We start from the raw sequence: 12,813 nt of genomic DNA on the forward strand, positions 1-12,813 counted from the left end.
ACACTTGAAAACGCCACCGCCGGCAAGCCGGGCTCCTGCAGGTCAAGCCGGTAAGGTCAGTTCTTTCTCCGGGGCGAGGCTCCTTGTGTTCGGCGAAAGGATAAGCTGCGCGGCTTTTTCCGCGATCATCAGCGTCGGTGAGCAGGTGTTGCCTGAAGTGATGCGGGGCATGACCGACGCGTCGGCGATGCGCAGGCCGGGAACCCCGTGCACTCGCAGTTGGGCGTCGACCACCGCGTCCTTGTCGCTGCCCATGCGGCAGGTGCCCACTGGATGGAAAATCGTGGTGCCAATGCGGGCGGCGGCTTCCTGCAGCTGTTCGTCCGTCTGCAGTTCTGCGCCGGGCAGGTACTCCACCGGGTTGAATTGCTTCAGGGCCGGCGCCGAGACGATGCGTCGGGTCAGGCGAATGGCGTCGGCGGCCACCCGCAGGTCTTCCGGATGGCTGAGGTAGTTGGGGCGGATCAACGGTGCGTCTGCCGGGTTGGCCGAGCGAATGTCGATGCGGCCACGGCTTTGCGGGCGCAAGTCGCACACCGAAGCGGTGAAGGCCGGGAACCCGTGCAGTGGTTCGCCAAAGCGCTCCAGGGACAGCGGTTGCACGTGGTATTCGAGGTTGGCCGACGTCTGCTCCGGCCCGGAGCGGGCGAACGCGCCAAGCTGGCTGGGGGCCATCGACAGTGGGCCGCTGCGGTCATACAGATAGCGTAGGCCCATGCCCATCTTGCCCCACACGGTGCCGGCGATCTGGTTCAGGGTGCGGGCGTTTTCCAGCTTGTAGATCAGGCGCAGTTGCAGGTGATCCTGCAGGTTGCCGCCCACGCCGGGTAACTCGTGCAGCACATCGATGCCCAAAGGCTTGAGCACGCTGGAGGGGCCGATACCGGAGCGTTGCAGGATGCCCGGCGAACCGACGGAGCCGGCGCACAGGATGATTTCCTTGCGCGCCCGCCACGTGACTGGCTGGCCTTGCCGGCGAGCAACCACCGCCGCCGCGCGGCCGTTCTCCAGGAGTACGCGGTCGACTTCAACCTCGGTCATCACCGTCAGGTTGGGCCGCTGGCGGATCGGTTTGAGAAACGCCTTGGCCGCATTCCAGCGCACGCCGGATTTCTGATTGACCTGGAAATAGCCACAGCCTTCGTTGTCGCCCTGGTTGAAGTCGCTGATGCTGTCGATACCGCTTTGCTGCGCCGCGTCACGAAACGCATCGAGGATCGGCCAGTGCAGGCGCTGTTGCTCAACCCGCCATTCACCGCCGTCACTGTGAAATTGCGAGGCACCGGCAAAATGGTTTTCGCTCTGCTTGAACAGCGGCAGCACATCCTTCCACGCCCAACCGGGATTGTCCTCGGCCCAGCCGTCGTAATCCCGGGCCTGGCCGCGCATGTAGATCATGCCGTTGATGGACGAGCACCCGCCCAGCACCTTGCCGCGCGGGTAGCTCAGCGCTCGGCCTTGCAGGCCTTCCTGGGCTTCGGTCTTGAAGCACCAGTCGGTGCGCGGGTTGCCGATGCAGAACAGGTAGCCGACGGGAATGTGGATCCAGGGGTAGTTATCGCGACCGCCTGCTTCAAGCAGCAACACGCGATGGGCAGGGTTGGCAGACAGTCGATTGGCCAGCAGGCAGCCCGCCGGGCCGGCGCCTACCACCACGTAATCGTATTCAGCAGCTGCAGAATGCATCTGTGACCTCGCTTGTTTTTCTTATTGGTCCCATCCTAGTTGTTAGTTTTCGTCTTAAAAATGTTAGTTTTTACCCAGCTGCTGTGCGTTTTTAGACAACGCTGCTGTTCAGGGGAAGAAGGGGAAGGCATGTTCGACTGGAATGATCTGCGGTTCTTTCTTGAGTTACAGCGTAGCGGACGCTTGCTCACGGCGGCGCAACGCCTGAAAACCACCCACGCCACCGTGGCCCGGCACATCGAGGCCATCGAGAAAAGCCTGGGCACTGCGCTGTTCGTGCAGCACGCCCAGGGTTACGAACTGACGCCCTCCGGCGAAGCCCTGCTCAAACATGCCGAAGCCATGGAAAACGTGGCGCTGCTGGCCGAAGAAGAACTGACTCATTCCGCCGCGCCCCTGGGCAAGATCCGCCTGGGGGTGGCCGAGGGTTTGGGCGTGATGTTCCTGGCCAGTCGCATGGGCGGCCTGTTCGAACGCTACCCGGGCCTGGAAGTGGAACTGCTGGCAGTGCCACGGTTTGTCAGCATCCTCAACCGCGAAGCGGAAATCAGCATCCACCTCGAACGCCCCAGCGTCGACCAACTGGTGACCCGCAAACTCACCGACTACCGCCTGGCGCTCTACGCCAGCCGCAGCTACCTGGACCGCACACCGCCGATTGAAAAACGCGAGGACCTGGCGGTGCACGCCTGGATCGATTACGTCGATGATTTGCTGTTCAGCCAGGAATTGAAATTCCTCAGCAGCTTCTGCCGCAACCCCAAGGTGGTGTTCCACAGCACCAGCGTGATCGCCCAGCACCAGGCGGCGCGCTCGGGGTTGGGAATTGCCGTATTGCCGTGCTTCATGGCGGCGAGCGACCCGGACCTGGTGCCGCTGCTGCCGGCGGAGAGCATCCAGCGCAGCTACTGGATCAGCTCCCGGCGCGAGTTGCACAAGTCGGTAAGGTTGCGGGTGTTGTGGGATTACCTGGTGGAACTCTGCGCGCGGGAGCAAGGGGTTTTGCTAGGGGAGGGTTAGAGCTTCACCACCTGATGCACCTGTTCACCACAGGCACGGATCTCCTTGATCATCTTTTCAAACGGCGCGCTGACAATTTCATCGTGGGTCAGCCAGCGTATTTTCTGCGTCAGGACGTAGTGATAACGCCAGTCGCCCTTGACGCGCTCACCCGTCAGGTCCAGGTCGTACCACGGCGAGCGTACCTGGCAAGCCTTGATGTCCTTGTCGATCTGCCCACCCGACAGTGTGATGGTGTAATCCAGCGTCTCGGGGTTGCCTATGTACAAGTCGGCCAGTTGCCCATTGCGGCGGTAGTTGAGCAGACCGTCCCATTTCTCTTGCAGCAAGGCATCGTTGTAGATGTGGTCGTTACCCAGCGGTTCCAGGGGCCGCATGTCCGTCAGCGTGGCGCTGACCTTGTAGCTGGCCGGGATCAAGAAGGCGGTGGCGGGGCGCTCGACCTGGCAGTCGATGATCTGTTTGCCGAAGTTGTCGCAGATGTTCTGGTCGCTGGCGGTGGCGCCTTGCTGGCGGTCGGCGACGCTCAGTTGCATCAGCGGCATGCCGCGAAAATCAACGGTGGCCGAGACCCGGGCGGTGCCCTGGGCGTCGAAGCGCTCCTGTTTGTCGAGGATCAACGTGGGGGCGGCGGGTTGCAGCGGGATGTGTTCTTCACGTACCTGGCCCTCGGCGTTGGTCACCAGCACCCAGCGGTCCTGGATGTCGGGCAGGGTCTGGCCGGGGGCGAAGATCGGGTTGGTCGGGTCCAGCCACCACACCTGGCCATCGACTTCGGCGCGGACGATGGCGTGGTTCGGTGCGCCGGTGCCGGGAATCAGCAGCGGGTTAACCACATCGCCACGGCTGACCCAGGCCGGTTCGGCCTTGATCCCGCTGGCCTTGAGCATGGCGGCCAGTAGCGTCGAAAGGTCTTTGCAGTCGCCGTAGCCGTGCTGCTCGATCTCCGCCAGGCTGAAGGGCACATAGCCGCGATCCGAGGCGCGCCAGTCGCCCAAGTAACGATAGTGGTCGTTGATGTGCTGCATCAGGCCGGCCACCTGTTGTGCCGGTGGCAAGCCGCGAACGGCGGCCACGGCGGCGGCGCCCTGGGGCGGCAGCTTGGCGCCGAGGATCTGGTTGTAGCGTTCGGCAAAGCCGCCGAAGTACTGCTGGCGATCCAGGGAGCTGCCGACTTCGATACGCGGGGCGTGGCGTATGTAGGCGTTGGCGGATTCGTTGATGTAGCTGAGGTAGGTCGGGGCCTTTTGCACCACGTCCAGGGTCTTGCGATTGGCCGATGGCGTAATGCTGAAACCCTCCATCAATTCGCTGCGCCACTCGATCGGCCGCTCGGCGGTGAAGCGTGCCTTGAAGTGGTCGCGCCGTGCGGCGTTGGGGCCGAACTGCAAGGCGTAGTAGAACTCGGTCATCAGCGGTTTGGCCGGGTGATGTTCGCGCACCGTGTAGCGGATTTGCGTGCCGACCCGCAGGTTGGGAAACGCCAGCGAGGTCTGTTTTTCCCGGGAGAAACCCTGGTCCGGGTTGGGGGCGGTGCGGGTGTCGATTTGCGTCGGGTCCAGGGGCACAGGTTTGCCGCCGGGCTGGGTGGACTCGGCCTTGATCAGTTCGAAGCCGTCTTCTTCCTGGTAGCTGAAGTCGATCCGCGAGAGCATTTCGCGGCCGCTTGGCTTGAGGATGGTGTAGTGAAAGCGGGTAGTGCAGTCGACGCTGGCGTCGCGGTTGAAGTGGCAATGCAGCTCGGTGTCGCTGGCCAGCGGGGCTTCGGCCATTGGTTGCAGGGCGGCAAACGCGCTGTGACTGGCAAGCCCCCAGCTGATGCAGATCAGGGGACGGTAAAACGAAAAACGGAGCATGGGCGCCTCAGGTGGAACATTGACACAAGTACCCTAGGGGTACCGAGAAGGCGCCGGATGATAATGGATCGCAACACGAATGCCTAGCATTGTCCGACAATTAATTTCGCTGTAAGGCCCGATCTAGAGCCTTCGTTAATGTTTTAAGGATTATTTTTCGAGTTCAAACTCGACGCTGCCCAGCCGCTCACCGTTCACCAGCACGTGAACCGCATGCTTGCCGGGATAGTGCTTGCGCGTGGTCAATTCACGGATATGTTGGCCACGGCTGATGGCGTGATGTTCTCCGGCACCCAGGGTAAATGCCTTGAGCTTGAACACCTTGGACGCGCTGTGACCGGCGCTTTTCACATAGTCGATGGCGTAGTCGACCACCAGCTTTTGCGACGAATCGGCAGTGGACTCCAGGCTGAAGGACAGGTTGATCCGCTCCCCCAACTTGATCGCCGCCGGCTCGACCTTGAGTTGATGGATCTTCACTTCGGCCCTGGCCCCGGCGCCCATGATCGTCAGCGCCCGGGTGTTGCCTTGCTTGATCAGGCTGCGCAGCGCGTGGCGGGCGATCCACGCGGTGTGTGGGTTATCCAGGGACCAGCCTTCGATCAGGCCCAGCACCCAATCCGGATGGTCCTTGGTGATGTCGTTGAGGTGGTTGGCCACCGACTTGCGCACGTAGAGGCTGCTGTCGGCCTTGAGATTGTCGAGGATCGAAGCGCACAGGTTCGGATCGGCCTGCACCTCGGCCAGGCGAAACGACCATGGCAGCCGTGGCCGTGAACCTTCGCTGGCGAGGCGCCGCACGTGTTCGTTGTCATCCAGCGACCATTGCTGCATTACGGCCAGGGTGCGCTTGAAATCCCTCAGCAGGAAATGCCGTACGGCAAACTCGGCGGAGCCGAAGGTGGTGAAATACTTGAGGGCAGCCATGGAGCGCTTGAAATCATCGCCGCCGTAGCTGGCAACGTAGTGGGGCAGGAACAGGCTGACAAAGGCGCTGTTCAGCCGAGGGGCCAGGGCATACAGCAACTTCAGGGTTTGCGGATAATCCAGCGGGATCACAGCGTTCAGGCTTTCGCTGACCCGCGCCATGCGCTGCATCACCGACAGGTCTGCCAACCCGGCCTTGGCGTGTTTGAGAAAACCCTTGGCGTCGAACGCCGGATACACCGCGGTCATTTCGTTGGCGATGTGTTGCAGGCGTTCGGCGTTGAAGATTTCCTTCAGGGCCGGGGCGCTTTGGTCGGTCATGGGCAAGTCCGCGGTTAGCCAGAGATGCCCACGAGGCTAACCATCAGTGCCTAGAGATACCAGCGATATTCCCGCGCATGAATTTCCTGCTGGAATGCCAGGTGGTCCTGGCGTTTGTTTTCGCAATACACGTCGACAAACTCCGCGCCCAGGCCTTCGCGCAACGTCGGCTGATGCTGCATGGCGCGCACCGCCTCCAGCATTTCCAGGGGGAAGTCCGCGCCGCTGTTGCGGTCTTCGTTCAGCGGGGCGATGGGCTCCTTCGCTGCTTCAAGACCATGCTCAAGCCCCACCAGAATCGCCGCCAATACCAGATACGGGTTGGCATCGGCACTCGCCAGGCGATGTTCGATGCGCAGGTTGCGCGGGTCGGATTCAGGAATTCGCACGCACGCGTCACGGTCTTCAAAGCCCCAGCACGCGCGGGTTGCCGCGTTGACCGTGCCACCAAGGCGGCGGAAGGCGTTGTGGTTGGGCGAGAAGATCGGCATGCAGTGCGGCAGCAGTTCCAGGCAACCTGCCACCGCGTGGCGCAACGGTTGCTGCTGGTGGGCCGCCAGCAGGTTATTGCCCGCCGCATCGTACAGGCTGACGTGCACATGCATGCCGCTGCCGGGGTGTTGCAGGTAAGGCTTGGCCATGAAGCTGGCGCGATAGCCGTGCTTGAGGGCCACGCCACGGGTGCTGCGGCAGAACAGGGCGGCCCAGTCGGCGGCGCGCAGGCCGTCTTCCAGGTGGCCGAAATTGATTTCGAACTGGCCGGGGCCGAGTTCGGCGGTGATCACCGTGATGTCGATGCCCTGGGCCTTGGCCGTCTCGACCATATCGTCCAACACCGGCGCAAAGCGTGACAGGCGCTCGATGTGCAAGTTGGGCTGGTCGTCCGCGTCATCACTCAGCGGGTCGCGGGCAAATTGCGGCAGGCCGTCGCTGAGCTTTTTGTCGAACAGGTAGAACTCCAGCTCGAACGCGACCACCGGGTGAATGCCTTTGCGCTGCAGGCGTTCCAGCACCTTGGCCAGTACTTCCCGGGGTTCGAATTCGATGGGCGCTTCGGTGCCGTCGGAGGTAATCAACATCTGCCCCAGCGGCTGCGCCTCCCAGCTCACCGGCTTGAGGGTGCCGGGCACCAGGCGGCGGTTGGCGTCCGGGTCGCCGTCGTGGAAACAATAGTCGCCGATCTTGAACAGGCCGCCCTGGGCACCCAGCAGCACCGCGTTCTGCGGCAGTTTCAACGGGCTGCCGGCGGCGACCTTTTCCAGCATCTCCACCGGGTAGCGCTTGCCGTAGAAATGCCCGGGAATGTCCAGGGCAATCAGGTCGACGTAGCGCACATCGGGATGGTTCTGGCGAAAGGTCCGGACTTCGGCCAAAAGCGTGGAAGCATGGCTTTTCACGGGTGTTGCTCCTAGTTGTAGACCCACAGCACGCGGGCTGGCAGGTCGGTCAGGTTGCCGTAGCGGCAGTGGGCAAAACTGGCCAGGTGGAAGCTGTCGCCGGGGCCCAGGGTGACCGAGTCCGGCTCGCCCTCGACCCACAGCGTCAACTCGCCCTCCAGCACGTAACCGGCCTGTTCGGCACGGTCGCTCATGGTTTGTTCGCCGCTGTTGGCACCGGGGGCCAGCAGGCTGTCGAGGATCGAGAACGCGCCGTGCATGCTCGGCGACACCAGGATGTCGGTGATGCCATTGGCGTAATACACCGTGCGCCGTTCGTTGGGGCGGGTGACCCAGTCCACCGCCTTGGGTTTGGACAGGCTGTAGAAATAGGTGGTGGGCACACCGAGGGCGTGGCTGATGGCTGTGAGGTCGGCCACGGTCGGGCGCGACAGGCCGCGTTCAACCTGGGACAGGAAACCCACGGAACGCTCGATCTTTTGCGCCAGTTGCGCCAGGGTGAGCTTCTTGTGCTTGCGCAGGTCGTGGATCAGGATCGCCAGGGCGTCGAGTTCTTCTTGCTTGTCCATGGGCGCTTCGTGAAATTCTTATCAGGAAATTTCATGAAAAATTACAGGATTAATTTCACGAGGGCAATGGGTATGGAGTTGGCAGAGCATTTACGCCGCCTGGAACAGGAGCTGCACCAATGCACCACCCGTGCAGATGCGGCGCGGTTGTCGGTGCTGCTGGCGGATGACTTCGTCGAATTTGGTGCCAGCGGCAATGTGTGGGGCAGCAAGGCCGAGGTGATCGAGGGGCTGCAGGATGAGGTGTTTTCAGTCCGTAGCATCAGTGACTTTGCAATGAAGGTGCTGGCCGAAGGCGTGGCGTTGGTGACGTATCGCTGCCAGCGCGCGGCGACGGATGCAAATGCGGCGGGGGAGTCGTTGCGCAGTTCGTTGTGGCGCGAAAGCGGCGGGCAGTGGCAGATGGTGTTTCATCAGGGCACGCCGACACGTCAGCGTGCACCTGTGTAAGCGCCGGCAGGTCAGACCGTACGCTTGGCCTCGAACCCCGACAGGCTGACATCATCACGATGCCCGAGCAGCTCGGCCACCACCGAGGTCGGCGACTTGTGCTTGTAGGTGTTGTAGTTGTTGACCGAGTCGTGGAAGAGCTGGCGGGTGAACGCGACACGGCTTTCCAGGCTGGCGATTTCTGCGCTGGGTGACGAGGCATTTTGCGCCGCCGCCAATTGTTGTTCGGCCTCCTTGAATTGGCCGAAGGCTTTTTTGCAGCGATCAAGCAGGGCCACCAGTTCCCTGTAGGTGCCGAACACGTAGAGCGCGAGCAAGGTGACAACGGTCACGAAAATGATGATGACGTGGGTACCAGTCATTGGAATTCCTGAGCGGCTGGAAAAAGGAACCAATCTTATCTGATTAATCGCCGGCCCGGTCGCTGGCCGCCCATCCATCTGCCGCTTCCATCACGGCGCTGAATGATTCCACGCCGCTGCGGTCGGAATCTTTACGCGTCATTCATTGAAGGAAGTGCCCATGAAGTCCAAATCCCTTGTTGCCTGCCTGCTGGTTGCCGCGAGCCTCTCTGCCGCGAGTCTCACCGTCCAGGCCGCAGATACCCCGCAAAAAACCGTGCAGCCTTCGAATATCAATACCCGCGACCTCAAGACGGGAGACCGTGCGCCAGACATTCTGATGCGTAAGGAGTCGGCCATTGCCGACTGGAAGAAACGTGGCCTGAAGCAGCCGGAAGAAGACAGCCAGTGGGCTCGAGTGAACGACAAGTACGTATTGCTCAAAACCACCAACGGCACGATTCTCGACATCACCCCCGTTAAAAAATAAAGCGTTCGGCGGGATGGGTGATCGCGCTTCATCCCGCTGGATTTGATTTTTGCATAAATGCATAAACCAGCATTTTTTTCTTCTTGTTTTGCGTTAAGGTACGTCCGCTGCGGGCCGCAATGGTCCCTTTACCTTGACCGGAATGAGAGCAGGATGCTTGCCACAATAAGAAATTACCCGCGTACCGTGAACCTGTTGTTGTCGGCCACGCTGATCCTCACCCTGGCCAAAGCCATCACCTTTCCGTACCTGGTGATCTACCTCACCAACCACTTTGCCCTCGACATCAGCCAGGTCGGCCTGGTGATCGGCAGCTCGCTGATCGTCGGCTCGCTGCTGAGTGTCTACGGCGGTTTCCTGGTAGACCGCATCAACAGCTACAGGCTATTGCTCAGCTTGAGTGTGGTGTTTGCCCTGGGGTTTATCGGCACGGTGCTGGCCCGGGAAATCTGGTCGTTCTACAGCTGCCTGATCCTGATCAACCTGGCGTACGCGGTGATCGACATCGCGATCAAGTCCGGGTTTGCCAGCCTGTTGCCGGAAGATGAGCGCAGCGAAGCGTTTTCCATCAAGTACACCCTGACCAATATCGGCTATGCCGTAGGGCCGTTTTTTGGCGCGATGGTGGCCAAGCTCGATATCAGCTTGCCGTTTATCCTGTCGGCGGTCCTGGGCTTCGGTTTTTTCCTGCTGTACTGGCGTTGGGGCGACCGCACGCTGGCCACGGTAGACACCACGCAAAAGCCGGTGTCGTTCCTCGCGGTGGGGCGTGTATTGCTGCGGGATCACCGACTGGTGTGCTTCACCGTCGGCGGCCTGCTCAGTGCCGTGGTGTTCGGCCAGTTCACCGCGTACCTGTCGCAGTACCTGGTGACCACCACTACCGCCGAATACACCTACACCATCATCAGCGCGGTACTCACCACCAACGCGGTGTTGGTGATTGCCCTGCAATACGCGATTGGCCGGCGCATTTCCCACCGCTACCTGAGCCAGTGGCTGATCTTCGGCCTGGGCATGTTCATGCTGGGGGTGATTGGCTTTGCTCTGGCGAGCAACGTGTGGTGGTGGATCCTGGCGATGGCGATTTTCACCGTGGGCGAAATCGTGGTGTTTCCGGCCGAGTACATGTTCATCGACCGCATCGCCCCGGACAACCTGCGGGGCATGTACTACGGGGCGCAAAACCTCTCCAACCTCGGTGCTGCCCTGGGGCCGGTGCTGTGCGGGCTGGTGCTGGCCAACCTGCCGGCCCACTACATGTTCTACATGTTGGCAGCGTTCATTGTCGGGGGAGGGGTGTTCTATTTTATCGGGGCGTCGTTGAAAGCCCGCGACATACTGTAGGAGCACGCTTGCTCGCGAAGGTCGTTAACGATAACGCGCCACGCCTGAATGAACGCGGTGCCCGGGCGTTTTTCGCGAGCAAGCCCGCTCCTACAAAGGGCGCAGCGGCAGGTCATCCAGCCTGAGTTTACCGACGGTGTTGCTCTGCAATTCGTACCGCAACTCGTCGACCATCTTTTCCACTTCCTGCGGGGTCTGCAGCTTGTTGACGCTGATCCCGGTGACCACCAAATCCACCCGGCCGCTTTCGGCGTCGAAGACCTTGAGCGTCAACGACGCGTCACGGCACAGGGTGAATTCGCAGGTCAGGGGCGACAGGGCCTCTTCGATGCAGTTGCGCAGTTGGGAGAGCGTAAACATCAGGGTTCTCCTCAGCGACGACGCAGCAACAGGCCCAGCAGCAGGCCGACACCGGCGACGATCGCAACCGTTGCCAGGGGTTTTTGCTTGGCGAAATCGCCGACGGTGTCCAGCGCGTCACCGTAGGTTTGCTGCAACTGGCCAGCGGCCTGGCGAGCTACACCCTCGGCCTGGAGACGTTCGTCACCGGTCAGATCACCCAGAAAACCTTGAGCCTTGCCGGCCACTTTTTCGACAGCGCCTTTGACTTGTTCGCTTTTCATGATGGATTCCTTAAAGGGCATGACATCTCAACGGCACAGGACCCGAAGCCCTGTGCCCACCCTTCAAGGTTAAGCAGTGCACCCCCGTGCAATAAGGCGAATTTGCACCGGTCGCACTAGTGCATTTGCACTCTATTTCGGCTTTTTAACCCGCAACTCACCGGCAAACAGCCCGCGCTCACGGGCCCACACGATGGCTGCACTACGGCTATGCACCCCCAGTTTGGAGTACACCGTGGCCACATGGTTACGCACGGTGTTGGGTGCCAGTTTCAGGCGCGAAGCGATTTCCTTGTCGGCCAGGCCTTCGCAAATCAAGCCCAGTACATCGCGCTCCCGGGCGGTCAGGTCGGTGAAGGAAATGTTCGGTACATTGGGGCTGTTGACGCTCTTGGCATTGGCCAGTTTTTCAATCAGCGTCTGGCTGAACCATGAGGCGTCCTGCATTACTTCCTCGATCGCGGCCACCAGTTCCAGCTCGGAGCGCTTGCGTTCGGTGATGTTCATCAGCACCAGCAGGTAGCAGGGCACATCCTGGATACTGACGGTGTCGGCAGACAGCACACAGTCGATCAGCTCATTGCCTTTCTTGCGAATCTTCAGGTCGAGGCCGTCGAGGTTGCCGGCTTTTTCCAGGGTGGTGAACAGTTGCGTGCAGGCCTGGGGGCTGTCGATAAAGTCGATGTCTTCGATGGATTTGCCGATCAGTTCTTCACTGGTATAGCCGGTGATGGTCATGAAGGCTTCGTTGATATCCACCACCTGGCGGTTGGCGGCGTTGCACACCAGGGTCGGCACCGGCGTCAGGCGGAACGACTTGGCGAAGCGTTCCTCGCTCTGACGCAGGGCGGTTTCGGCCTTGCGGCGAGGCTCCAGGTCGGTGAAGGAAAACAGCATGCAGTCTTCCTCATTCATGTCCAGCGGCTGGCCGGCCACGATCACCAGTTTGCTGCCGCCTTCGGGCAGTTTCAGTTCGGCTTGCATCTGTGGAATGGTCGCGCCTTCGCCCAGGCGCTTGACGGCCAGGTCCTTGTTTTCGGCCTGTTCCAGCACGTCCAGTTCATACACCGAGTGGCCGATCACCTGGTCGCGGTTGTAGCCGGTCATCTCCAGGAAGCCCTGGTTGACCTTGATGTAGCGCAGGTCGCTCAGGCGGCAAATCACCGCCGGCGCCGGGTTGGCATTGAAGGTCTTTTCGAAGCGCTGTTCGGCGCTGGCCCATTCGGTGGCGTCGCTCAGGATCAACACCAGCAATTCCGGCTCGCCCGACGCGTCGTCGAGCACCAGGCTGCGCAGGCGATGCACCCAGACTTTTTCCTCGTCGCCGGTGGGGGTGACTTCCACCACCACATCGCTGAACTCTTCACCGTCTGCCACCCGGCTCAGAGGATAATTCTCCAGCACCAACGGGTGGTTGTTGCGATACCGCAAGGCAAAGCGCGCGGCGTATTCCTTGGTGTTGGCACCCAGGTCTTCGACTTTATCCACGCCATGCATCTGCAGCGCGGCTTCATTGGCCCAGAGGATGGTCTGGTCGGCCTCGGCGAGGATCACCCCATCGGACAAGCCGGAGATGATCTGCTGCAGTTGGCGGCGGTTGGTTTCTTTGGCGAGGACGGCCTGGCTCATGGTTTCTCCTGGGGTAAGTCGCATGGGAAGTACGACACCTGAGGCTCAGGATAGTGCAGAGAAAGTGCCCGGCGCGGGGTGCGAATGCACCAGTGCGCCTAGTGCAATTGTGTCGAGACCGCAGGGCAGGTGCCTCGCCAAACTGGCCACCTACCCA

13 protein-coding genes are annotated in these 12,813 nt (G+C 61.2%); 4 read left to right on the forward strand and 9 right to left on the reverse strand.

Annotation, left to right across the window (positions count from 1 at the left end; genetic code table 11):
- Positions 1-42: 42 nt before the first annotated feature.
- On the reverse strand, positions 43-1,686 hold the full coding sequence (locus ACW9I6_RS09495) for a GMC family oxidoreductase (protein WP_003211605.1): 1,644 nt from the start codon (positions 1,684-1,686) through the stop codon (positions 43-45).
- A 129-nt stretch (positions 1,687-1,815) separates the two neighbouring features.
- On the opposite strand from ACW9I6_RS09495, the gene ACW9I6_RS09500 reads away from it, so the two are divergent.
- Positions 1,816-2,706, forward strand: coding sequence for a LysR family transcriptional regulator (locus ACW9I6_RS09500; protein WP_003211603.1), 891 nt, complete (start codon positions 1,816-1,818; stop codon positions 2,704-2,706).
- Here ACW9I6_RS09500 and ACW9I6_RS09505 read toward each other — a convergent pair.
- From ACW9I6_RS09505 to ACW9I6_RS09520, 4 genes are all read right to left on the reverse strand, one after another.
- Positions 2,703-4,562: a DUF3857 domain-containing transglutaminase family protein gene (locus ACW9I6_RS09505; RefSeq protein WP_457339220.1), complete on the reverse strand. Its 1,860-nt coding sequence runs from the start codon at positions 4,560-4,562 to the stop codon at positions 2,703-2,705. The two genes, ACW9I6_RS09500 and ACW9I6_RS09505, sit on opposite strands and share 4 nt — an antisense overlap.
- A gap of 150 nt (positions 4,563-4,712) precedes the next feature.
- Positions 4,713-5,810 carry a DNA alkylation repair protein gene (locus tag ACW9I6_RS09510; RefSeq protein WP_178912940.1) on the reverse strand — a complete coding sequence of 366 codons (1,098 nt, stop codon included), beginning with the start codon at positions 5,808-5,810 and terminating at the stop codon, positions 4,713-4,715.
- 50 nt (positions 5,811-5,860) lie between these two features.
- On the reverse strand, positions 5,861-7,207 hold the full coding sequence (locus tag ACW9I6_RS09515; RefSeq protein WP_008435874.1) for a glutamine synthetase family protein: 1,347 nt from the start codon (positions 7,205-7,207) through the stop codon (positions 5,861-5,863).
- Between the two features lie 11 nt (positions 7,208-7,218).
- Complete coding sequence (locus ACW9I6_RS09520) at positions 7,219-7,776, reverse strand: helix-turn-helix domain-containing protein (RefSeq protein ID WP_003211595.1); 558 nt, start codon at positions 7,774-7,776, stop codon at positions 7,219-7,221.
- Between the two features lie 72 nt (positions 7,777-7,848).
- Between ACW9I6_RS09520 and ACW9I6_RS09525 the strand changes: the two genes are divergently transcribed.
- A complete protein-coding gene (locus ACW9I6_RS09525) occupies positions 7,849-8,226 on the forward strand; it encodes a nuclear transport factor 2 family protein (RefSeq protein WP_457339221.1) in 378 nt (125 codons plus the stop codon).
- Positions 8,227-8,237: 11 nt separating this feature from the next.
- On the opposite strand, the gene ACW9I6_RS09530 is transcribed toward ACW9I6_RS09525, so the two are convergent.
- Positions 8,238-8,588, reverse strand: a complete 351-nt coding sequence (locus tag ACW9I6_RS09530) for a LemA family protein (protein ID WP_003211591.1) — start codon at positions 8,586-8,588, stop codon at positions 8,238-8,240.
- Between the two features lie 160 nt (positions 8,589-8,748).
- Here ACW9I6_RS09530 and ACW9I6_RS09535 point away from each other — a divergent pair, with 160 nt between their 5' ends.
- Both ACW9I6_RS09535 and ACW9I6_RS09540 read left to right on the forward strand, forming a co-directional pair.
- The gene (locus ACW9I6_RS09535; protein ID WP_003211589.1) at positions 8,749-9,057 is read left to right on the forward strand and encodes an RcnB family protein; all 309 of its coding nucleotides are present in this window, start codon (positions 8,749-8,751) and stop codon (positions 9,055-9,057) included.
- 153 nt (positions 9,058-9,210) lie between these two features.
- The gene (locus ACW9I6_RS09540) at positions 9,211-10,404 is read left to right on the forward strand and encodes an MFS transporter (RefSeq protein ID WP_102369374.1); all 1,194 of its coding nucleotides are present in this window, start codon (positions 9,211-9,213) and stop codon (positions 10,402-10,404) included.
- Between the two features lie 90 nt (positions 10,405-10,494).
- Here ACW9I6_RS09540 and ACW9I6_RS09545 read toward each other — a convergent pair whose 3' ends face one another.
- The 3 genes from ACW9I6_RS09545 to ACW9I6_RS09555 all read right to left on the reverse strand — a co-directional run bounded on the left by ACW9I6_RS09545 (position 10,495) and on the right by ACW9I6_RS09555 (position 12,656).
- Entirely contained in the window at positions 10,495-10,764 is a 270-nt protein-coding gene (locus ACW9I6_RS09545; protein ID WP_003211585.1) for a DUF1652 domain-containing protein, read from the reverse strand.
- Between the two features lie 11 nt (positions 10,765-10,775).
- Positions 10,776-11,027 carry a CsbD family protein gene (locus ACW9I6_RS09550; protein ID WP_003211583.1) on the reverse strand — a complete coding sequence of 84 codons (252 nt, stop codon included), beginning with the start codon at positions 11,025-11,027 and terminating at the stop codon, positions 10,776-10,778.
- A 132-nt stretch (positions 11,028-11,159) separates the two neighbouring features.
- Positions 11,160-12,656, reverse strand: a complete 1,497-nt coding sequence (locus ACW9I6_RS09555) for a PAS domain S-box protein (protein ID WP_087694084.1) — start codon at positions 12,654-12,656, stop codon at positions 11,160-11,162.
- Positions 12,657-12,813: the final 157 nt, after the last annotated feature.

It is taken from the genome of Pseudomonas sp. SDO5522_S412, from assembly GCF_054071215.1.

Excerpts from the sequence above, each read along its gene's own strand:
- ACW9I6_RS09550 (WP_003211583.1), bottom strand. The coding sequence starts at position 11,027 with ATGAAAAGCGAACAAGTCAAAGGCGCTGTCGAAAAAGTGGCCGGCAAG.
- ACW9I6_RS09500 (WP_003211603.1), top strand. The coding sequence starts at position 1,816 with ATGTTCGACTGGAATGATCTGCGGTTCTTTCTTGAGTTACAGCGTAGC.
- ACW9I6_RS09545 (WP_003211585.1), bottom strand. The coding sequence starts at position 10,764 with ATGTTTACGCTCTCCCAACTGCGCAACTGCATCGAAGAGGCCCTGTCG.
- ACW9I6_RS09540 (WP_102369374.1), top strand. The coding sequence starts at position 9,211 with ATGCTTGCCACAATAAGAAATTACCCGCGTACCGTGAACCTGTTGTTG.
- ACW9I6_RS09520 (WP_003211595.1), bottom strand. The coding sequence starts at position 7,776 with ATGGACAAGCAAGAAGAACTCGACGCCCTGGCGATCCTGATCCACGAC.
- ACW9I6_RS09510 (WP_178912940.1), bottom strand. The coding sequence starts at position 5,810 with ATGACCGACCAAAGCGCCCCGGCCCTGAAGGAAATCTTCAACGCCGAA.
- ACW9I6_RS09495 (WP_003211605.1), bottom strand. The coding sequence starts at position 1,686 with ATGCATTCTGCAGCTGCTGAATACGATTACGTGGTGGTAGGCGCCGGC.
- ACW9I6_RS09530 (WP_003211591.1), bottom strand. The coding sequence starts at position 8,588 with ATGACTGGTACCCACGTCATCATCATTTTCGTGACCGTTGTCACCTTG.
- ACW9I6_RS09555 (WP_087694084.1), bottom strand. The coding sequence starts at position 12,656 with ATGAGCCAGGCCGTCCTCGCCAAAGAAACCAACCGCCGCCAACTGCAG.
- ACW9I6_RS09525 (WP_457339221.1), top strand. The coding sequence starts at position 7,849 with ATGGAGTTGGCAGAGCATTTACGCCGCCTGGAACAGGAGCTGCACCAA.
- ACW9I6_RS09505 (WP_457339220.1), bottom strand. The coding sequence starts at position 4,562 with ATGCTCCGTTTTTCGTTTTACCGTCCCCTGATCTGCATCAGCTGGGGG.
- ACW9I6_RS09535 (WP_003211589.1), top strand. The coding sequence starts at position 8,749 with ATGAAGTCCAAATCCCTTGTTGCCTGCCTGCTGGTTGCCGCGAGCCTC.